Annotated in this window: 14 protein-coding genes and 1 pseudogene; 12 read left to right on the forward strand and 3 right to left on the reverse strand. The window is 65.5% G+C overall.

Translation table 11 applies throughout. The annotated features are described in order from the left end of the window. Positions 1-103 precede the first annotated feature (103 nt). The 5 genes and pseudogenes from rpmH to mnmE all read left to right on the forward strand — a co-directional run bounded on the left by rpmH (position 104) and on the right by mnmE (position 6754). Positions 104-244: a 50S ribosomal protein L34 gene (gene rpmH, locus F7R02_RS11565; protein WP_002805908.1), complete on the forward strand. Its 141-nt coding sequence runs from the start codon at positions 104-106 to the stop codon at positions 242-244. Between the two features lie 38 nt (positions 245-282). Next, the gene (gene rnpA, locus F7R02_RS11570) at positions 283-720 is read left to right on the forward strand and encodes a ribonuclease P protein component (RefSeq protein WP_005912413.1); all 438 of its coding nucleotides are present in this window, start codon (positions 283-285) and stop codon (positions 718-720) included. A 25-nt stretch (positions 721-745) separates the two neighbouring features. Then, positions 746-2470: a membrane protein insertase YidC gene (yidC, locus tag F7R02_RS11575; protein ID WP_005921867.1), complete on the forward strand. Its 1725-nt coding sequence runs from the start codon at positions 746-748 to the stop codon at positions 2468-2470. Positions 2471-2555: 85 nt separating this feature from the next. After that, positions 2556-5256 (forward strand): annotated as a pseudogene (locus F7R02_RS11580) (polysaccharide deacetylase family protein). A gap of 157 nt (positions 5257-5413) precedes the next feature. Further along, positions 5414-6754, forward strand: coding sequence for a tRNA uridine-5-carboxymethylaminomethyl(34) synthesis GTPase MnmE (gene mnmE / locus F7R02_RS11585; protein WP_033484753.1), 1341 nt, complete (start codon positions 5414-5416; stop codon positions 6752-6754). A gap of 162 nt (positions 6755-6916) precedes the next feature. Here mnmE and F7R02_RS11590 read toward each other — a convergent pair whose 3' ends face one another. Then, positions 6917-7774 (reverse strand): acid phosphatase, encoded by an 858-nt coding sequence (locus F7R02_RS11590; RefSeq protein ID WP_078588819.1) that lies wholly within the window; start codon positions 7772-7774, stop codon positions 6917-6919. A gap of 192 nt (positions 7775-7966) precedes the next feature. On the opposite strand from F7R02_RS11590, the gene F7R02_RS11595 reads away from it, so the two are divergent. Continuing rightward, positions 7967-10267 carry a TonB-dependent receptor gene (locus tag F7R02_RS11595; protein ID WP_078588817.1) on the forward strand — a complete coding sequence of 767 codons (2301 nt, stop codon included), beginning with the start codon at positions 7967-7969 and terminating at the stop codon, positions 10265-10267. Between the two features lie 251 nt (positions 10268-10518). Then, on the forward strand, positions 10519-11613 hold the full coding sequence (locus F7R02_RS11600) for a glycerophosphodiester phosphodiesterase (protein ID WP_139370858.1): 1095 nt from the start codon (positions 10519-10521) through the stop codon (positions 11611-11613). A gap of 120 nt (positions 11614-11733) precedes the next feature. Here the strand turns inward: F7R02_RS11600 and F7R02_RS11605 are convergent, their stop codons facing one another. Both F7R02_RS11605 and F7R02_RS11615 read right to left on the reverse strand, forming a co-directional pair. Next, entirely contained in the window at positions 11734-12522 is a 789-nt protein-coding gene (locus F7R02_RS11605; protein WP_029829727.1) for a rhomboid family intramembrane serine protease, read from the reverse strand. Between the two features lie 389 nt (positions 12523-12911). Then, complete coding sequence (locus F7R02_RS11615; protein ID WP_078588812.1) at positions 12912-13868, reverse strand: TerC family protein; 957 nt, start codon at positions 13866-13868, stop codon at positions 12912-12914. 263 nt (positions 13869-14131) lie between these two features. Between F7R02_RS11615 and F7R02_RS11625 the strand changes: the two genes are divergently transcribed. The 5 genes from F7R02_RS11625 (at position 14132) to F7R02_RS11645 (ending at position 20254) form a co-directional block, all read left to right on the forward strand. Continuing rightward, entirely contained in the window at positions 14132-15298 is a 1167-nt protein-coding gene (locus tag F7R02_RS11625) for a class I SAM-dependent rRNA methyltransferase (RefSeq protein WP_078588810.1), read from the forward strand. 118 nt (positions 15299-15416) lie between these two features. After that, positions 15417-15737, forward strand: a complete 321-nt coding sequence (locus tag F7R02_RS11630; RefSeq protein ID WP_003482258.1) for a hypothetical protein — start codon at positions 15417-15419, stop codon at positions 15735-15737. 287 nt (positions 15738-16024) lie between these two features. Continuing rightward, the gene (locus F7R02_RS11635; protein WP_078588808.1) at positions 16025-17281 is read left to right on the forward strand and encodes a dipeptidase; all 1257 of its coding nucleotides are present in this window, start codon (positions 16025-16027) and stop codon (positions 17279-17281) included. 467 nt (positions 17282-17748) lie between these two features. Beyond that, positions 17749-19059 (forward strand): MFS transporter, encoded by a 1311-nt coding sequence (locus tag F7R02_RS11640; RefSeq protein WP_139370857.1) that lies wholly within the window; start codon positions 17749-17751, stop codon positions 19057-19059. A gap of 25 nt (positions 19060-19084) precedes the next feature. Further along, positions 19085-20254 carry a glycerate kinase gene (locus F7R02_RS11645; RefSeq protein ID WP_078588805.1) on the forward strand — a complete coding sequence of 390 codons (1170 nt, stop codon included), beginning with the start codon at positions 19085-19087 and terminating at the stop codon, positions 20252-20254. Positions 20255-20277 lie beyond the last annotated feature (23 nt).

Consider the following 20277-nt stretch of genomic DNA (forward strand, 5'->3'; position numbering starts at 1 on the left):
ATGGTGTCCTTATCGGCGGTAAAGCGAGCAGGGTGTTGACCGCCGCCGCGCAAGGCCTATAGAATTGCCGGTTCTATTCGTCTCCATTCATGCAGAGGGCCCCATGGCCACCAAGCGTACTTTCCAACCCAGCAATCTCAAGCGAGCACGCGACCATGGTTTCCGCGCACGTATGGCAACCGCCGACGGCCGCAAGATCCTGGCTCGCCGCCGCGCCAAGGGCCGCAAGCGCCTGAGCGCTTGATTGCCGCGCCGCTCCCTGCGGCCGAGGCAGTCCCTACCGTGAACGCATCGAACCCGTGCAGGCGATTTCCTCGCTCTGCGCGGGTTCGTACGCGTGCGCAATATACGATCGTATTCGATACTGCACGTCGCACCTCGGACCCACTCCTGAGCCTGCACTGGCGCACCGGCGACACGCCGCCGCGCCTGGGCATGGCGGTGTCGCGCAAGGTCGACACGAGGGCGGTCGGGCGCAACCGCATCAAGCGCGTGTTGCGTGACGCCATGCGGCATCTACTCCCTGAGCTGGCCGGTGGCGATTACGTCATCGTGGCGCGCTCGGCAGCTGCAAAAGCGACCAATCCACAGATTCGCGACGCTTTCCTGCGTCTGCTGCGCCGTGCTGGCGCATTGCCCCTGCCTGCTGCGGCCGGCACAATGCCGCCCGCCAGGACGGTGCACCCATCCTCCCTTTCCCCGACAGAGCCGGAACTGTAGTTCCGACTGAGCGAGTTGCTGCCCGATGAACCAGACCCGTGTTTTCCTGATTTTTGCCTGGCTGATGGTCGCGGCGCTGCTGTGGATGGAGTGGGGCAAGGACAAGGCCGCTGCCAATGCGCCTGTGGTCGCTGCAACGCAGTCGGTTCCGGCGGCCCGTGATCTGGATGCGGCCACGCCGAGTGCGGCCAATGTGCCCGCTGCTCAGGCCATTCCGCAGGCCGGCGCGCCAGGTGCAGTGCCGGCGACCAGCACCACCGCCGCGACACCGGCTGCTGCCGGCGCCGCACCAGTGGTGACCCTGACCTCGGACGTGCTGCGCCTGAAGCTGGATGGCCGCAGCGTGCTCGATGCCGAGCTGCTGCAATTCCCGCAGACCAAGGACGGCACCGCGCCGGTCAGTCTGCTGACCGAAGATCCGGCGCACCCGTATAACGCCACCAGCGGCTGGGCCAGCGAGCATTCGCCGGTGCCGGGCGTGGGCGGCTTCCGCGCCGAGCAGCCGGGCACGACGTTCGACATGGCCAAGGGCCAGAACACGCTGGTGGTGCCATTCGTCTGGAATGGCCCCGACGGCGTCTCGATCCGTCGCACCTTTACCCTGGAGCGCGGCCGCTATGCCATCTCGATCAAGGACGAGGTGATCAACAAGAGTGGCGCGCCGTGGAACGGCTACGTCTTCCGCAAGCTGAGCCGGGTGCCGACCATCCTCAGCCGTGGCATGACCAATCCGGATTCCTTCAGCTTCAATGGCGCGACCTGGTACAGCCCGCAGGAAGGCTATGAGCGCCGTGCGTTCAAGGACTACATGGACGACGGTGGCCTGAATCGCCAGATCACCGGCGGCTGGGTGGCGCTGCTGCAGCACCACTTCTTCACCGCGTGGATTCCGCAGAAGGACCAGGCCTCGCTGTATGTGCTGGCTCAGGACGGCCCGCGCGACGTGGCCGAGCTGCGTGGCCCGGCCTTCACCGTGGCGCCTGGCCAGACCGCCAGCACCGAAGCGCGCCTGTGGGTGGGCCCGAAGCTGGTCAGCCTGATCGCCAAGGAAGACGTCAAGGGTCTGGACCGCGTTGTCGATTACAGCCGCTTCTCGATCATGGCCATCATCGGCCAGGGTCTGTTCTGGGTGTTGAGCCACCTGCACAGCTTCCTGCACAACTGGGGCTGGGCCATCATCGGCCTGGTGGTGCTGCTGCGTCTGGCGCTGTATCCGCTGTCGGCCGCGCAGTACAAGTCCGGCGCCAAGATGCGACGCTTCCAGCCGCGCCTGGCGCAGCTCAAGGAGCGCTACGGCGACGATCGCGTCAAGTACCAGCAGGCGACGATGGAGCTGTTCAAGAAGGAAAAGATCAACCCGATGGGCGGCTGCCTGCCGCTACTGATCCAGATGCCGATCTTCTTCGCGCTGTACTGGGTGCTGGTGGAGTCGGTGGAACTGCGCCAGGCGCCGTGGCTGGGCTGGATCCAGGATCTGACTGCGCGCGACCCGTACTTCATCCTGCCGTTGCTCAATATCTCGATCATGTGGGCGACGCAGAAGCTGACCCCGACCCCGGGCATGGACCCGATGCAGGCCAAGATGATGCAGTTCATGCCGCTGGTGTTCGGCGTCATGATGGCCTTTATGCCGGCCGGCCTGGTGCTGTACTGGGTGGTCAATGGCGGCCTGGGCCTGTTGATCCAATGGTGGATGATCCGCCAGCACGGCGAGAAGCCGAGCAAGATCATCCAGGCCAACGCCAAGTAAGTTCAAGAAGGCCCGCCGCAAGGCGGGCTTTCTGCATGTCAGCGCGCATTTATTGCCTGTTGTCTCTTTCGCCAAGGACGCCGTCGTGACCACATCGCCGTTGCATCGCCTGTTGCTGTGCGCAAGTTGCATGGGAGTGCTGGCGCTGGCCGGCTGCGGCAGGCATGACGCGAGCGATGCTGCCGCCGCTGCCAAGCCCGCTGCTGCAACGAGCGCTGGCACGCAGGCGGGCACGGCCGGGGACGCCACGCCCGCCTTGATCGCGCAACTGCGCCAACAACTGGACCGGCACCGCCGCATCATCGTGCTGCTGGCCGATGAGGGCAAACAAAGGCCACGCGATCGCGCCACCTCCAGCAGCGTGGGCCAGCAGTTGTTCCATGAAAACCTGGAGCAGCGCGAGCGCATTGCCGCATCCTTCGACACCGTGCTGATCTCCCAGGACGCGCGCCGGTTCGCGACGATTGCCGCGGTGCTGGACGAGGCGGAATCTGCGCCGGATCTGTTCGATGCCGACCGCCTGGCATTTGCCGAGGTGCTGCGCGATCTACATGCGCGCATCGGCCGCGATTCTGCATTGCCGGCGGTGAAACTGCATCAGCGCATCGGCGAGGATCTGGAGGCGCTGGACGAGATCGAGCGTAGCTACAACAAGGAGCTGACGCAGATCTTCAGCCGTTTCGACCGCAGCCGCGCCATCGTGCCCAAGCGCGAGAAATGGGACGACTATGTGGCGCATCTGCGCACGCTGTACACGCGCGAGAACATCCTGCGCGACCATGGCGTGGTAGAGCCGTACCCGTTCGCCGCGCGCGACAGCGACAGCGAAGTGTTCGGCCGCGACCTGCCGCCCAAGACGGTGGTGCTCACCTTCGACGATGGCCCGCACAGGGCCTACACCGAAGAGATCGTGGCAATTCTCAAGCGCTACGATGTGCCAGGCGTGTTCTTCGAAGTGGGGCGCAATCTCGGCAGTTTGGATGCCCAGGGCAAAGCGAAACTTGCGCCGCTGTCAAAAATCAGCCACACGCTGATGGAAGAAGGCTACGTCGTGGGAACCACAGCCTGACGCACGCACAGTTGTCCAAAACCACCGGCGATGCACTACGCAGCCAGGTACTGGATGCCGACGCCTTGCTGCGTGCGGTGGACGACAAACGTGCGCCGCTGTTCCGGTTTCCGTATGGCGCACGTAATGCGGAAGGCTTGCAGCTGCTCGGCGAGGCCGGCCTGAAATCGATCATGTGGAACATCGACTCGTTGGACTGGGCCGACCCGGTGCCGGAATCCATCGTGCAACGCGTGCTCGATCAAGTGAACAAGGAGCAGCGCGGCATCGTGCTGTTCCATGACATCCACGACCGCGCAGTGAAAGCGCTGCCGCAGATTCTGGATCGTCTCATCGCCGACGGTTACCAGTTCGCCGGCTGGAATGGCCGCGAGTTTTCGGTGGCGCACGCGCCCAGCGCGTTAGCCGATGCCACGGTGACACCGGCTATGCGAAATCGTGGGCGATCGTGATCGGTATCGACGACTACGCGCACTGGCCCAGGCTCGAATATGCCGCCAACGATGCGCAGGCGATTGCCAGTACCCTGACCGGGCCGTTGGGATTTCCATCCTCGCAAGTGATCGTGCTCAAGAACGGGCAGGCCACGCGCAACAACATTCTGGCCGCATTCCACGACCGCCTCGGCGAAGGCCGTGCACAAACCAACGACCGCGTGTTCGTGTTCTTTGCCGGGCATGGCGCCACACGACGGCTGGCTTCCGGTCGCGATCTTGGCTACATCATTCCGGTCGACTCGGACCCGCAGCATCTGGCCAGCGATGCGATCGCAATGAGCGATTTGCAGAACATCGCCGAAAGCCTGCAGGCCAAGCACGTCTTGTTCATGATGGATGCGTGTTACAGCGGGCTGGGGTTGACGCGTGGCGGGCCGACGTCCGGCGCGTATCTGCGCGAGAACGCGCGGCGTATCGCGCGCCAGATGCTCACCGCCGGCGGCGCCGATCAACAGGTGGCCGATAGCGGGCCCAATGGGCATTCTGTGTTCACCTGGGTGCTGTTGCAGGCATTGGCCGGCAAGGGCGACCTCAATGGCGACGGCTTGATCACCGGGACCGAACTGGCCGCGTACGTGGCGCCTGCGGTGTCGGCAGTCTCGGCGCAGACGCCGGCATTCGGCAGCCTGCCCGGTTCGCAAGGCGGCGAATTCGTGTTCCAGGTTCCCAGCGGCGATGAGTTCCTCACTGCAGAGACCGCGCAGCTGTCGGCCGATGCGATTGCGCTCAACGGACGCGTGGACGCAGCGCGCCCTGCGTCGGCCTCAGCCGGTGCGACAGTGGCTGCGGCGCCGGTGACGGTGAAGACGCTGCAAGGTGGACAAGCTACGCTGGTGTTACCCGCCGCAGTGAAGAGCAGCGATCGCCAACGCGCACAACTGGCCAACGAACGCGGCCTGCAGTTGTACAAGGAAAAGCGCTATGTCGATGCGGCCGAGCAATTTGCCGAAGCACTGAAGCTACGCCCGGATTTCGCGCTGGCGGCCAACAACCTGGGCTTTGTGTATTACCGTCAGGGGCGCTTTGCCGAATCGGCGCGTTGGCTGGAAAATACCTTGAAGATCGATCCCTCGCGCGCAGTGGCCTATCTCAATCTCGGCGATGCATATGCAAAGGCAGGCGATCGCGACAAGGCGCGCAAGGCCTATTCCACGTACCTGGAATTGCAGCCGCAAGGCAGTGGTGCGGAGCAGGCGCGTACGCAGCTGCAATCGTTGTGACTGAAGTAGCGACACGACATGGCGTGCAGATGCCAGACAGCGCGATTGTCGCAACGGTAGGCGACTCAAAAGTGCCCGCAAACATGTGGCTCGGCACTGCTGGCCGCGCCGTTTAAAATCCACGTGTCCTTGTTCAATCCACCATAGAGCAGTGTCCATGTCGTCTTCCACCTCGACCATCGTTGCCATCGCCAGTGCTGCCGGAATCGGCGGCGTGGGCATCGTGCGCTTGTCCGGGCCGCAGTCGGTGCAGATCGCAGCGCACCTTGGAATTGCGCGGATGCAGCCGCGGCATGCGCACTACGCGCGTTTTCGCGATGGGAACGGCGCCGTCATCGACGATGGCATTGCGCTGTGGTTCAACGCGCCGCACAGCTTCACCGGCGAAGATGTCGTCGAGCTGCAAGGTCATGGCAGCCCGGTGCTGTTGCGGCAACTGGTTGCCCGCTGCATCGAACTGGGTGCACGTCAGGCACGCGCCGGCGAATTCAGCGAACGTGCGTTTCTCAACGGCAAGCTCGATCTTGCGCAGGCCGAGGCCATTGCCGACTTGATCGCGGCCGGCGACCTGCGGGCGGCACGCGCCGCGCGGCGCGCACTGGACGGCGTGTTTTCGCAACGGGTCGATGCACTGGCCGAGACCCTGACGCGCCTGCGTATCCATGTCGAGGCAGCCATCGACTTTGCCGATGAGCCGCTCGACACCTTGGGCGGCAATCAAGTACGCGATGGTCTGGGTCAGGCGCGCAACGTGCTCGCACAGCTGCTGCGCGATGCCGAACGCGGGCGTAAGTTGCGCGACGGCCTGCATGCGGTGTTGATCGGTCCGCCCAATGCCGGCAAGAGTTCCCTGCTCAATGCGCTGGCCGGAAGCGACCGCGCAATCGTCACCGATGTTGCCGGCACCACCCGCGACACCTTGCACGAAGCCATCCAGCTGGACGGTTTCGAGTTGACCTTGGTCGATACCGCCGGCCTGCGCGATGGCGGCGATGCGATCGAACGCGAAGGCATGCGCCGCGCACGCGCCGAACTGGAGCGCGCCGACCTGGCGCTGGTGGTGCTGGATGCACGCGACCCGCAGGCCGCCCGCGATGCCATCGGCGATGCCATCGACACGGTGCCGCGTCAGCTGTGGATCCACAACAAATGCGATCTGCTCAGCAATGCCGCATCGCTCGATGCCAACGCGATCGCTGTCTCTGCCGTGACCGGACAAGGACTGGAGCAATTGCACATCCGCCTGCGCGCGCTTGCGCTCGGCGATGGCGTGGACAGCGTCGACGGCGAGTTCTCTGCTCGCACGCGGCATGTTCAGGCGCTGCGTCGCGCCGAACAGCACGCCGATGCTGCCGATCTGGAGCTCGGTTTCGAACAACTGGAACTGGCTGCCGAAGAACTGCGTCTGGCACATGAAGCGCTCGGCGAGATCACCGGAAAGCTCAGCGCCGACGACCTGCTCGGCAAGATCTTCTCGAGTTTTTGCATCGGCAAGTGATGCGGTGGTGCCCAGCGCGATGAGGCGCGCGGAAACCGTTGGAATCAGCCGCACCCAAACGCATCTGCCGCCGCACATCAGCTGCGTGGACGGCGATGCGGGCGCAAACTGTCGCACCTCGTCCGAGCACCGCAGGCGCACCGCCCGTGCGCTTGCCGTGGACTACATCACCCCAGGCAATGCGGTCTTGAGTGCTTCGTTTTCCGCGTTGCACGCAGCCACCGATGACGCGGCCGGCTGCTTGGCCTGCGCCTGTTCGATCTCGCGGCGTGCGGCGGTCAGGTCCTTTTCGAACGCAGGATTGGCGTGCAGGGCGGCAACGGTGGCGGCGCCCACCACGCGGCCCTGGATGACATCGCTCTGCCAGTGCACGTTGCAGGCCAGGCGGCTGTCGCCGAAGGCGCGGCCGCGCGCGAGCAGGGCGTCGCGGTGGGCGGGGGCGATTTCGGACAGGATCAGGCCCCAGGTCCAGCCGATGGCGGTGTGGCCGGAGGGGTAGGAGCCGTTCTTGCGCAGGGCCGCGTCATCGGCCGGAGTGCACATCGGTTGCGCGTTGCGCATGAAAGGACGCGGGCGTTGGTAGCGTGCCTTGGCGGCGCTGGTGGCGGTGCTGGCATCGCGCATGCTGCGTTCGAGCAGACCGATCAGATGCGGGGTGCTGGCCTGGTCGATCTGTATGCCGAGCGCGCAGCTGAAGTGCGTGGCCGCAGCCGGAAAGCTCAGGACCGCGTCCTGCGCGGCCAGCTCCCAGCGCGGTGTCCCGCGCAGGGCGAGCATGGCCTTGGCGACCGCCTCGTCGTTGGCGAGCGCAGCGCTACCATCCTGCGGTGGCGGTGGCACCAGCTGCACGCTGTCGGGCAGTTGTTGTTTCTCTAGATACCCATGCGCGTCGGTGGCGAGCACCGAATCTTTCGAGGCTTCCTTGTCTCGTGCACTTGCGATGCCGCTGCCGATCAACAGTGCGGCGATGGCAACGCTGACCAGCGTCCGATGAGAGTGGCAAGCAATGCGCTGTGACATAGCAACCTCAGACAACACAAATGGAAGAGCTCGCAGATTACGACGGCTCGATGACAGCTGCATGCCAACGCGATGCAGCAACGGCGAGGGATGCGAAACGGTTGTCGTTGCACTGTCATGTTTCGGTCGCATCGACGCAAGACAGCTGTCGCACGCTTGCCGACATCTCTTGACTCGTCACCAACGCCGCTCATGCCCAAGACCCATCAGTTAAGCGCCGCCGTTCTCGCCGCGCTCGTGCTCGCGCCTGCCGCTTACGCCGCCGACCTTGAAGTGTCTGCCGATACCGGTGCGACCGTGCAGCAACTCGATGCGGTGTCGGTGATCGGCCAGGGCGAAACGCGCCAGGTGCAGCGCATCACCCAGCAGGACATTGCGGTGTTGCCGCCGGGCACCAGCATCCAGAAGCTGCTCAACCGCATGCCGGGCGTGAACGTGCAATCCAACGATGCGTTCGGGGCCAACGAAGAATCGCAGACGATCAGCCTGCGCGGCTTCAACGGCACGCGCTTGGGCTATACGCTCGACGGCCTGCCGCTGGGCGACAACGCCTATGGCAATTACAATGGTCTCAACATCAGCCGCGCGTTGATCGCGGAAAACTTCGGCGGCGTGGAGCTGGCCTCCGGCATCGGTGCGTTGGGCACCGCGTCGACCAGCAACCTGGGCGGCACCATCCAGTATTACTCGGCCGATCCGTCCAGCGTGTTCGGCGGGCAGGTGTCGCAGACGGTGGGCTCCGATGCCAACCGCCGCACCTTCCTGCGCGTGGATACCGGCGATTACAACGGGTTTTCGGCGTATGTGTCCGGCATCAATGCCAAAGCCGACATGTGGACGCGCCCGGAATCGCCAACCACCACGCGGCAGTTCAATGCCAAGGGCGTGTACCAGTTCGAAGGCGGCAAGCTGACCGCATTCGCCGATACCTCGCGTACCTCGCAGGCCGACTATGCGTACCTGTCCAAGAGCGGCATGGCGCGTGGCCTGGGCTGGGACTGGAATCTGTACGCGCCGGACTGGAACCGCGCATTGGCCGCAGCGTATTGCGCACCGGCCACGCGCAATGCCGCGCGTTGCGGTTTCAGCGGCGGTGTCGACAACATCGACGATGCGTATTACCAGAGCCGTGCCTTGCGCGACGACGACTTGTTCTATGTGGCCGGCGATTTCCAGCCCAACGATGCGATCAGCCTGCACACGCAGGTCTATCACCATGAAAACAAGGGCCAGGGCCACTGGTGGTCGCCGGGCCAGGCGTCCAATCCGGGCACGCCGGAGGCATTGCCGATCTCGATCCGCAGCACCAATTACTGGATCAAGCGCACCGGCGGCATCGCCTCGCTCGGGTGGCAGTTGGGCCCGCATCATCTGGAAGCCGGCCTGTGGTACGAGCGCAATCACCACGACGTGGAGCGCAACTTCTACTGGATTACCGGCCCGGTCAGCGACGACAAGTTCCTGCAGAATCCCAACCGTCGCCTGTTCTCGCAGAACTACGTCATCACTACCCGCCAGTTCTATGTGCAGGGCAACTTCAAGTTCCTGGATCAGCGCCTGAGCCTGGACCTGGGCATCAAGAGCCCGAGCACCGAAATGACCGCGCGCGAGACGCCGGGCGTGGCGGTGGAAGCGCCGGTGGCCACCGGCTCGCTCAAGGCCAGCGAATCGGTATTGCCGCAGATCGGCTTGGGCTATCGCCTGGCCGACGGCCAGGAAGTGTTCGCCTCGTACGCCGAAAACATTGCAGCGTTCCAGGGTGGCGGCGCGGGCGGTCCGTTACTGGTGACCCAAGCCTCGTTCGATGCCAGCGTCGGCGCATTGGAGCCGGAGAAATCGCGCACGCTGGAAGCGGGCTATCGCGTCGTGCGCGACCGCTTCGAAGCCTCGCTGGTCGGCTATGACGTGACCTTCGACAACCGCCTGCTTTCGCTCAACCCGTGCGCCAGCATCCAGCAGGGCACCACGCCGGCCTGCACCACGCGCTTTTTCAACGTCGGCTCGGTGAGCAGCCGCGGCGGCGAACTGACCGTGATCTGGAAGCCGACCAGCTACCTGCAGTGGTACAACTCCGCTTCGATCAATCGTTCGACCTACGACGACAACTACGTGCAGAACGGCGTGGTGATTCCCACCGCCGGCAAGTACACCGTCGACACGCCCAAGCGCATGTTCGCCAGCGAGCTGGCCTTCAATAGCGGGCCGTGGAATCTCAACCTGCGCGGGAAGTACACCGGCCAGCGCTACTACACCTACACCAACGATCAGGGCTTTGGTGGCTACACCTCATTCGATGCGGGCGGTGGGTATGACTTCGGCCAGGTTGGCGTGCTGCAGGGGCTCAAGCTCTCGCTCAACGTCACCAACCTCACCGACAAGCGTTACGCCTCCAACCTCACCGCGTTCGCCAACACCGACCCGAACGGGCGTCAGCTGGCCTTCCATGCCAGTGCGCCGCGGCAGGTGTTTTTGACGCTGGATGCGAAGTTCTGAGGACGGGAATCGGAAATCGGGAATCGGGATTGGGGAATCGTAAGAGCCGGTCTTGCGATTGCTTACCCATTTCCGGTTTCGATCGACGCAGACAGTTTCAGGCTGGCTAACAAGACCTCGCGAGTGATTTTCCGGCGGGTGCGGACGATGCAGCGGAAGCGGGATGTACAGTCGTACCTCCGCCGCCTATCGACCAGACTTGCCTGGCGGTCATGCGTCGATTCGGTAACTGTTTTTCGTTGGAGAGATGCATGATGCAGTTCGGTCGTACCTGGTTGGTGGGAGCCATGATGGTTGGCATGAGCGGCCCGGCGGTTGCCGAAGCGCCGCTGGCGAAGACAGTGCAGATCTTTGCGCACCGTGGTGCCAGTGCGCTGCGTCCGGAACACACCCTGGCCTCCTATGCCAAAGCCATTGTCGATGGTGCCGATTTTGTCGAGCCGGATCTGGTGTCCACCAAGGATGGCGTGCTGATCGCGCGGCACGAGAATGAGATCGGCGGCACCACCGATGTGGCCAGTCATCCGGAGTTCGCTGCGCGCAAAACGCGCAAGACCATCGATGGTCAGGCGATGGAAGGCTGGTTTACCGAAGATTTCAGCCTGGCCGAGTTGAAGACGCTACGCGCGCGCGAGCGGCTGCCGCAGCTGCGCGGCACGCGCTGGGACGGGCACTTCCAGATCGTGACCTTCGACGAGATCATCGATTTCGTCGCCGCAGAATCGGCAGCGACCGGGCGCCCCATCGGGCTGATTCCGGAGATCAAGCACCCCAGTTATTTCAAGGCGCTAGGCCTGCCGATGGAAGACAAGGTGCTGGCCACCTTGCAGGCGCATGCCTATACGCTGACTGCGCCGGTGATCATCCAGTCGTTCGAGACCGGTAACCTGCGTTATCTGCGCAGCAGGATTGGCCGCACCAGCAACATCCGTCTGCTGCAGTTGCTCGGGGGCGCGCAGATCGCGCTGCCCGATGCCGGCACGGACGGTGCGCCGAAGACCTACGGGCAGATGATCACGCCCGACGGCCTGAAGCAGGTCGCACGCTATGCCGATGCGATCGGCCCCGACATCCGCAGCATCATCCCACTGGATGCGCAGCAACGCCTGGGTACTCCCACCAGTCTGGTGCGCGATGCGCATGCGGCCGGGTTGCAGGTGCAGCCATACACCTTCCGTCCGGAGAATTATTTTCTCGCCGCCAACAATCGCAGCAGCGGCGCGGTAACCGAGCGCAACGACGCCGGTGCGTTGGTCGAGTTGCAGGCGTATCTGGATGCCGGGATCGATGCGTTCTTCGCCGACGACCCGGGCCTGGCGCGGCGTGCATTGAGCGGGCATCCCTGAGCAGCGTCGCGTAGGAGCGCGCGCGAGCGCGACGGGGCTGTATCGGTAAAGCCCATCGCGCGCAGGCACGCGCCTACGCGGGGCAGGGCATTGATCGGTTCTGCGGTCGCCTGGAACGTCTCAGCTACCGGGCGGGCGTTCGCGCGGTGGGAAATGCAGCACCACGCTCTGCGAGCCATCGTCCTGGCGCTGCCACAGCACGGGCACCTGACGCGGCGGTGGCGGTTCCAGCATCGCGTGCTCGGGGTTGCTCACGTCCCAGGCAGCGTCTTCGTCCTCGTCTTCCCAGCTGTAGCGCGGCTTTGCCTGTTGCGGGTCGCGCAGGCGCAGCAGCAGGGCGGCGATCAACCCGGCCACCGCACCGCCCAGATGCGATTGCCAGGACACGCCGGCTTCGTGCGGCAGGATGGTCAACAGCATGCCGCCGTAGAACAGGAAGGCGATCATGCTGGTGGCGATCGCGGGGCGGTCGCGGCGCAGCAGGCCCAGCACGAACACCAGGAACATCAGCCCGTGGGTCACGCCGCTGGCGCCCAGATGCCGGCTGCCGGGCTCGCCCAGCAGCCATGCGCCCAGGCCCGAGCCCAGCCACAGCAGCGGCAGCGCCATGACGGTGGCACGCGGATACACGCTCCCGGCCAGCGTGCCCAGGATCAGCAGCGCGGCGGCGTTGGCGCCCAGGTGGGCCAGCGAACCATGCAGCAGCGGGGCGGTGAGGATGCCGCGCAGGCCGTCGGCCTGCAGCGGCGCCACCGCCCAGGCGCGCCAGTCGAACATGCCCTGGGCGGTGAACACCGCCACCAGCAGCAGCACGGCGGCAAGGCTCACATTGAAGGCACGCAAGACCCGGGAACGATCCAGGCGAGCTTGGGTGGTGGTGTCGGCGGCGGCAACAGGATGCGGTGTCATGCCTTCACGGATGGCGTCGCGCGGGTTTTTTACAAGCCTCTCAAACTCGGGATAAGCAGGCCCGGCGGCGGGATAATCCAATCCCGCCGCCGAATCCTGGCGTCGTCTGCCGCGCATGACGCAAGTGATGAGGCGCGGCACCGCACGTGCCGCGCCATCCGCCATCTGCAAAGTCCACTTGCGGCCGGTCTGCAGCTTGGCTGCAGGGTCCTTGCCCGCCACCATCGCGGGACACGCTGCAAGTACGTCCTTGTAAGCTCTGGCGCGGCATCCATGCCGCTCAAGGTCCCGCGACGGTGGGCGGGCAAGGGCCTGTCGAGATGGTCGGTGCGCATGGTCGCCAGCAGTGCAGGCTGCGCCACGATTCCCAATTCCCAATTCCCGGCCCGTCAGTGCCCGGCAGGCTTGGGCGGGCGCAGCAGGCTCAGCATGATGGTGGCGACCAGGATCGCCACCACCACGCCCAGCGACACCAGCACCGGGATCTTGTACAGATCGATGATCATCATCTTGGTGCCGATGAACACCAGGATCACCGCCAGGCCATACGGCAGCAGGTGGAAGCGGTCGGCCATGCCGGCCAGCAGGAAGAACATCGCGCGCAGGCCCAGCACCGCGAACACATTGGAGGTGAGCACGATGAACGGGTCGGTGGTGATGGCGAAGATCGCCGGGATGCTGTCCACCGCGAAGATCACATCGATCACCGCGATCAAGATCAGCACCACGAACAGCGGCGTGAACCAGCGCTTGCCGTCCTTGATCACGCTGAGCAGGTTGCCGTGGTACTGCGGGCTCAGGCGCAGGTGCCCGCGCATCCAGCGCAGCACCGGGTTGGCTTCCAGATCCGGCTCCTTGCCGGCGGAGAACCACATCTTGATGCCGGTCAGCAACAGGAACGCGCCGAACACGTAGAGCAGCCAATGGAACTTGGCCAGCAACATCGAGCCGGCGAAGATCATGATCGCGCGCAGCACGATGGCACCCAGCACACCGATGATCAGCACGCGCTGGCGCTGTTCTTCGGGCACGCCGAAATACGTCATCACCATCAGGAAGACGAAGATGTTGTCGACCGCCAGGGATTTCTCGACCAGGTAGCCGGTGAGGAACTGCAGCCCGATCTGGTCGGCCTGGGCGTCGCCGACGCCGCCTTGCAGGTACCACCACAGCCCGGCATTGAAGGCAAGCGCCAGCAGCACCCAACCGATGCTCCACCAGGTGGCTTCCTTGAAGGTGACCTTGTGGGCGCCGCCGTGGCGCATCAGCACCAGATCGATCAGCAGCGCGGCGATCACCACCACCGCGAAGCCACCCCATAACCAGACGTTGCCAATGGTTTGCATAAGAATCCCGAAAAAGTGAAAGCGGCCTGGACAGCCGGCGGGCTGAGGCCTTGTGACACGGAAATCGTGGATTCCGGGTGACGGACCTTCGCCTGCGCGGCGAAGGTCTCGCTCGCAACCGGCCGGGCCGGTTGCCGTTGCACCGGAGCGCTGCACATGGCGGGCTCGTCATGACGGCGACAACGCTGGGAGCTACTCCCCTTCTGCGCCCGATTCTGCGTGCCCGGCGCTGGCACGTCAATCCAGCCGGATACAATGGGCCGATGAATATTCCAGTCCCCGTCGTCCGTCTCAAGAATGCCTGGCGCTCCAGCCACCCGTGGATCTTCCAGAAGCTGGTGGAAAAGCCCGCCGCCAAGCCCAAGCCCGGCAGCATCGTCGATGTGGTCGGCGTGGATGGTGAGTGGATCGGCCGCGGCTTCTACAACGGCCATTCGCGCATTGCCGTGCGCATCCTGGAAACCGACCGTTCGGTGCCGGTGGATGCGGGCTGGTTCTGGCGCAAGATCGCCGCAGCGGTGAGCCTGCGCCGCGACTGGCTCAAGCTCGACGGCGTGTCCGACGCCTGGCGTGTGGTGCATAGCGAAGGCGATGGCCTGTCCGGCCTGGTGGTGGACCGCTACGGCAACCTGGTAGTGGTGGAGTTCTTCGCCGCCGGCATGTTCCGCCACCGCGAATGGATCTACGAGGCGCTGCGCGAACAGTTCCCCGGCTGCCGCTTCCACAGCTTTGCCGACGAACATGTGCAGAAGCAGGAAAGCTTCGATTTCCACAGCAACACCACCACCGAAGCGGCGGTGATCACCGAGCACGGCATCAAGTTCCGCGCCGACCCGGCCGGTGCGCACAAGACCGGTTTCTTCGCCGACCAGCGCGACAACCGTCAGTGGCTGAGCGAGCAGGTCGAAGGCAAGAGCGTGCTGGACCTGTGCTGCAACACCGGCGGCTTTGCGGTGTATGCCGCCGCGCGCGGTGCGGCCGAAGTGCTGGGCGTGGACATCGACGAAGACGTGATTGCCATTGCCAAGGGCAACGCCAAGCTCAATAACGTGCGGCCGAAGTTCGTGCAGGCCGACATCTTTCCGTGGCTGCGCGATGCGGCCAACCGCGGCGAGCAGTTCGATGTGGTGATCCTAGACCCGGCCAAGATGACCCGCGACCGCGAGCAGGTGATTCCGGCGCTGAAGAAGTATCTGGACATGAACAAGCTGGCCCTGGGCGTGGTCAAGCCCGGCGGCCTGTTCGCCACGTTCTCGTGTACCGGCTTGGTGGCCGAGCAGGAGTTCCTGGACATGCTGCGGCGCGCCTCGTATTTCTCCGGGCGCACCATCCAGATTTTGAAAGTGGCCGGTGCCGGTCCGGACCACCCGTTCATGGCGCACGTGCAGGAATCGCGTTATTTGAAAGCCGTTTTCTGCCGCGTGGTGTAAGCGCGCTCGGTGGCGGAGGACGCGGTCTGCGGCATTGCAGGCAGCGTCTTTCGCGGCGCGATGCCATCGCCGGCAAGCAGTAGGTCAACGCAGACATGCAACCAGGAGCCGGCAGCCGATGACGTCCAGCGACGAAGACGAACGCAAGGCCTTGCGCCGCTTGCTGCGGCAGATCGAGCGGCCCAATGCCAGCCTGCTGGCCAGCAATTGGCCGGTGTTCGGGGTATGGCTGCTGTTTTCCGGGGCTTTCATGTACCTGTTCCAGACTGGCGACGGCTCCCCGCTGCACCCGTTGCTGCTGGCACTGGGCTCGACCTGTCTGGGCGTGTTCGGTGCGTGGATCGTGTTTCGCTCGGTGTGGGCACGGCAGTGGCCGCATGTGCGCGAACACATCGATGTGGACAGCGTGCGCGCGCGGCTGGCAGAACTGGACGACTGAGCGATGCGCGCGCGTGGCGGTCTCCGCGCGCTGGGCTGCCAGGCGGACCAAATCGATGCGTGATGACCAGCGGCTGGTCGCGCCGTGGTTGCCGGCATGGCGGGCGTAGCTCGACAGCATCGCGCGGGCTCACGCCATCGGAATCGCCGCAGAACTGCGCTTGCAGCGCGCGTATCGCCCGCCACGCCGTGCGGATCGACCGCAGCGCTGCAGCATCCTAGATGTGGCCGTAGTGCGCGTGCGGCCAGCCGCTATGATCGGCTCACCCCCACTGCCTGTGAGATCGCATGCACCTGCGTTCGCTTTCGCTGTCTGTCGCGTTGTTGCTGGCCGCTGCGCTGCCTGCACAAGCGCTGGAGTTTTCCAAGGCCGAACTGGCGCGCGCCACCGCCCTGCAGAAACGCCTGGTCACGCTGGATTCGCATCTGGACACGCCGGCCAATCTGGAGCGCGCCGACTTCGACGTATTGCAGGCGCATAGGGGTAACCGCTTGTCGCAGGTGGATTACCCGCGCATGGTCGAAGGCGCGCTGGATGGCGGGTTCTGGGCGGTCTACACGGGACAGGGCGATCGCAGTGCGGCCGCGCACCTGGACGATCGCGATGCCGGTCTGCAGCGCTTGCTGAGGATCCACACATTGGTGGCCGCGCAATCGCAGCGTTTTGCACTGGCCACCACGCCGGCCGATGCCGCGCGCATCAAGGCCGCCGGCAAGCGCGTGGTGTACATCAGCATGGAAAACGCCAGCCCGCTGGTGGCCGATCCTACGTTGCTGCGTTTTTATTACGCGCAGGGGCTGCGCTTGATGAGCACCGTGCACTTTCTCAACAACGAGTTCGCCGACTCGGCCACCGACCCCAAGGGCGCGCAGTGGAACGGCCTGAGCCCGGCCGGCAAACAGCTGGTGCAACAGGCGCAGGCGTTGGGCATCGTGATCGATCAATCGCACGCCTCCGATGCGGTGTTCGACCAGTTGATTGCGCTGTCGCCGGTGCCGATCGTGCTTTCGCACAGCGGTGCGCGTGCGGTCTACAACCACCCGCGCAACATCGACGATGCACGCCTGAAGGTGCTGGCCGCGCATGGTGGAGTGATCCAGGTCAATTCCTACGGCGGCTACCTGGTGGACAGCGGCGCCAGCCCCGAGCGCAAGGCCGCCGAGAAGGCGCTCACCGACCAGTACGGCGGCTGGGAGCACGTCAAGATCGCCGACGGCACCAAGCTCAGCGCCGCGCTGAAGGACCTGGATGCGCGCTACCCGATCAAGCGCGCCGCCGAAGAAGACTTCTTCGCGCATCTTGAGCACATCCTGGCAGTGGTCGGGCCCGAGCACGTGGGCATCGGCATGGATTGGGACGGCGGCGGCGGGGTGGTGGGTCTGGAAGATGTCTCCGGCCTGCCGCGCATCACCGCGTGGCTGTTGCGCAAGGGCTACACCGAGCAGCAGATCGCCGGTATCTGGGGCGGCAACCTCTTGCGCGTGATGGACCAGGCGCAGGCGTACGCGGCGGGGAATGGGGAATCGGGAGTGGGGAATCGGTAGAGCGCGGGATTTGGGACTCGGGATTCGCAAAGCCGAGGCGGTCTGTCGTGCGGGGCTGGTTCTGCATGGGCCTGGCGGCGGGGCGCCGGCTTGGTTGTGGGTGCAGGGCTGGGGTAAGGCGCGTCGCCGCGACTGGCTTCTTCGCCGGATTGGATGATTAGGGCGCACGCGGAGCGCGCCGGCGCTAGTTGTCAGCCAAGTGGTCGACCGGTCGCCGTCGCTGCACCGGGGCGGCCGGCCCTGCACCAACCGCATGGTTGCTGTTGCGTTCCGATTCCGGCACACGCCTGTAGCGATTGCGGCTGATTTGGGCAGTTGCACAAAAACCGGCGTCTTCCTGCCCGCAGACAGGTAGCAGGCTGACGATGCTTCCGGGAAAAAGCTCCAACTAGAATGCGCCAACCCCCGTGTGGTGCCGATGCCAGGGCACTGCGTGCCGGTGGGCCTACCGACTGCTGGAGCGTGCGATGACCCAAGCCACCCGGCCCCTGCCGCCCTCCGATGGCATGGGCCCGACCTACCGCAAGATCCTGTGGCGGCTGATCCCATTCCTGTTCGTCTGCTACCTGTTCAATTACCTGGACCGGGTCAACGTCGGCTTCGCCAAACTGCAGATGCTGGGCGACCTGGGCATGAGCGAGACCGTGTACGGGCTGGGCGCGGGCATCTTCTTCATCGGTTACCTGGCCTGCGGGGTGCCGAGCAATCTGATCCTGCAGCGCATCGGTGCCCGGCGCTGGGTGGCGATCATGATGGTCAGCTGGGGCCTGCTCTCCACCTGCCTGCTGTTCGTGCGCACCCCGGCCGGCTTCTACACCCTGCGCCTGCTCACCGGTGCGGCCGAGGCGGGCTTCTTCCCCGGCATCGTGCTGTACCTGACGCGCTGGTTCCCGCGTGCCCGGCATGGCCGGGTCATGACCGTCTTCATGTCGGCGATCCCGATCTCCGGGGTGCTGGGCGGGCCGTTGTCCGGCTGGATCCTGGGTCATTTCTCGGCCGGGCAGGGCGGCCTGGCCGGCTGGCAATGGATGTTCCTGCTGCAGGACCTGCCGACCGTGGTGCTGGGTATCGGGGTGTGGTTCCTGCTCAGCGACGGCGTGCAACAGGCCAGCTGGCTCAACCCGCAGGAAAAACAGGCCTTGGCACGCGTGCTGGCCGAGGACGAAGCCGGCAAGCCGGCCGGTGCGTCCACTTCGCTGGGCGCGGTGCTGCGTAACCCGGCGGTGTGGCTGCTGGGCACGGTGTATTTCTGCATCCAGAGCGGGGTGTATGCGATCAACTTCTGGTTGCCTTCGATCATCCAGGGCAGCGGCGTCACCGACCCGATCCGCATCGGTCTGATGAGCGCCATCCCGTACCTGGCCGCGGCGGTGTTCATGGTGTTGATGGGCCGTTCGGCCGACCGCCGCGGCGAACGTCGCTGGCACTTGGTGATTCCGTTGCTGATGGGCGCGGCCGGCCTGTGCATCGCCGCCAGCGTCAGCGACAACCTGGGCCTGGCCTTGTTCGGCATGACCCTGGCCACGATGGGGGCGGTCAGCGGCTTGCCGCTGTTCTGGCCGCTGACCAACGGCTTTCTCACTGCAGCCGCCGCCGCCGGTGGACTGGCGCTGATCAATTCCACCGGCCAGGTCGCCGGCTTCGTCAGCCCGTATCTGGTGGGTTGGATCAAGGACACCACCCACAGCACCGAAGTGGCGCTGTACGTGCTGGCCGGCGCCATGCTGCTGGGCGCCGCGCTGGTGCTGCGGGTGCCGGCGCGCGCGGTGAACCAGTGATGTGCCCGTCCCAGCGAGTGTCCGCATGAAGATCGTCATTGCCCCCGATTCGTACAAGGAAAGCCTGTCCGCGCTGGACGTGGCGACGCAGATCGAGGCGGGCTTTCGCGAGGTATTCCCCGACTGGCAGTACCACAAGGTGCCAGTTGCCGATGGCGGCGAAGGCACGGTCGACGCGCTGGTGGCCGCGACCGGCGGGCGGGTGATCGCCTGCACCGTGAGCGGCCCGCTCGGCGCCCCGGTGCAGGCGTTCTTCGGCCTGACCGGCGACGGCCGCACCGCGGTGATCGAAATGGCCGCCGCCAGCGGGCTGGCGCTGCTGCCGCCGGCCGAGCGCGCGCCGCTGCGCACCAGTACCGCAGGCGTGGGTGAGCTGATCCTGGCCGCCCTGGACGCCGGCGCACGGCGTTTCATCATCGGCATCGGCGGCAGCGCCACCAACGACGGCGGCAGCGGCCTGGCGCAGGCCTTGGGCGTGCGGTTGCTGGATGGCCAGGGCGAGGCGATCGGGCCGGGCGGCGGCGCGCTGGCCGCGCTGGCGCGCATCGACACCGACGGCATGGATGTGCGGCTGCAGGATTGCCAGTTCGAAGTGGCCTGCGACGTGGACAACCCACTGATCGGGCCGACCGGCGCCTCGGCGGTGTTCGGTCCGCAGAAGGGCGCCACCCCCAGCATGGTGCGCCAGCTCGATCGCAACCTGCAGCACTACGCCGACCTGCTGCAGCGCGACCTCGGCGTGCGGTTGCACGCGCTGCCCGGCGGCGGCGCGGCCGGCGGCCTTGGCGCGGCCTTGGTAGCGTATCTGGGCGCGCAGCTGCGGCCCGGCGTGGAGATCGTCGCCCAGGCGCTCGGGCTGGACGCGCTGGTCGCGCAGGCCGATCTGGTCATCACCGGCGAAGGCCGTCTCGATAGCCAGAGCCTGCACGGCAAGACCCCGGTCGGCGTGGCGCGGGTGGCGCAACGGCATGCCAAACCGGTGATCGCCATCGCCGGTTGCCTGGGCAACGGTGCCGCGCTGCTGCACGGCCACGGCATCGATGCCATGTTCGCGGTGGTGCATCGCGCCTGCACGGTGGAACAGGCCTTGGCCGACGCCGCCAGCAACGTGCGCATCGCCGCGCGCAACGTGGCGGCGACGCTACAGCTGGGCGGCGCATTGGCACAGGTCCGGTTGGGGGGCGAGCGGGGCTGACGGAAGCGCCCGGTGGCTCGGAC

Source organism: Xanthomonas cissicola (genome assembly GCF_008801575.1).
Lineage (GTDB): Bacteria > Pseudomonadota > Gammaproteobacteria > Xanthomonadales > Xanthomonadaceae > Xanthomonas > Xanthomonas cissicola.

Coding starts and splice junctions, on each gene's coding strand:
- rpmH (WP_002805908.1), top strand. CDS start 104: ATGGCCACCAAGCGTACTTTCCAACCCAGCAATCTCAAGCGAGCACGC.
- yidC (WP_005921867.1), top strand. CDS start 746: ATGAACCAGACCCGTGTTTTCCTGATTTTTGCCTGGCTGATGGTCGCG.
- mnmE (WP_033484753.1), top strand. CDS start 5,414: ATGTCGTCTTCCACCTCGACCATCGTTGCCATCGCCAGTGCTGCCGGA.
- F7R02_RS11590 (WP_078588819.1), bottom strand. CDS start 7,774: ATGTCACAGCGCATTGCTTGCCACTCTCATCGGACGCTGGTCAGCGTT.
- F7R02_RS11595 (WP_078588817.1), top strand. CDS start 7,967: ATGCCCAAGACCCATCAGTTAAGCGCCGCCGTTCTCGCCGCGCTCGTG.
- F7R02_RS11600 (WP_139370858.1), top strand. CDS start 10,519: ATGATGCAGTTCGGTCGTACCTGGTTGGTGGGAGCCATGATGGTTGGC.
- F7R02_RS11605 (WP_029829727.1), bottom strand. CDS start 12,522: ATGACACCGCATCCTGTTGCCGCCGCCGACACCACCACCCAAGCTCGC.
- F7R02_RS11615 (WP_078588812.1), bottom strand. CDS start 13,868: ATGCAAACCATTGGCAACGTCTGGTTATGGGGTGGCTTCGCGGTGGTG.
- F7R02_RS11625 (WP_078588810.1), top strand. CDS start 14,132: ATGAATATTCCAGTCCCCGTCGTCCGTCTCAAGAATGCCTGGCGCTCC.
- F7R02_RS11630 (WP_003482258.1), top strand. CDS start 15,417: ATGACGTCCAGCGACGAAGACGAACGCAAGGCCTTGCGCCGCTTGCTG.
- F7R02_RS11635 (WP_078588808.1), top strand. CDS start 16,025: ATGCACCTGCGTTCGCTTTCGCTGTCTGTCGCGTTGTTGCTGGCCGCT.
- F7R02_RS11640 (WP_139370857.1), top strand. CDS start 17,749: ATGACCCAAGCCACCCGGCCCCTGCCGCCCTCCGATGGCATGGGCCCG.
- F7R02_RS11645 (WP_078588805.1), top strand. CDS start 19,085: ATGAAGATCGTCATTGCCCCCGATTCGTACAAGGAAAGCCTGTCCGCG.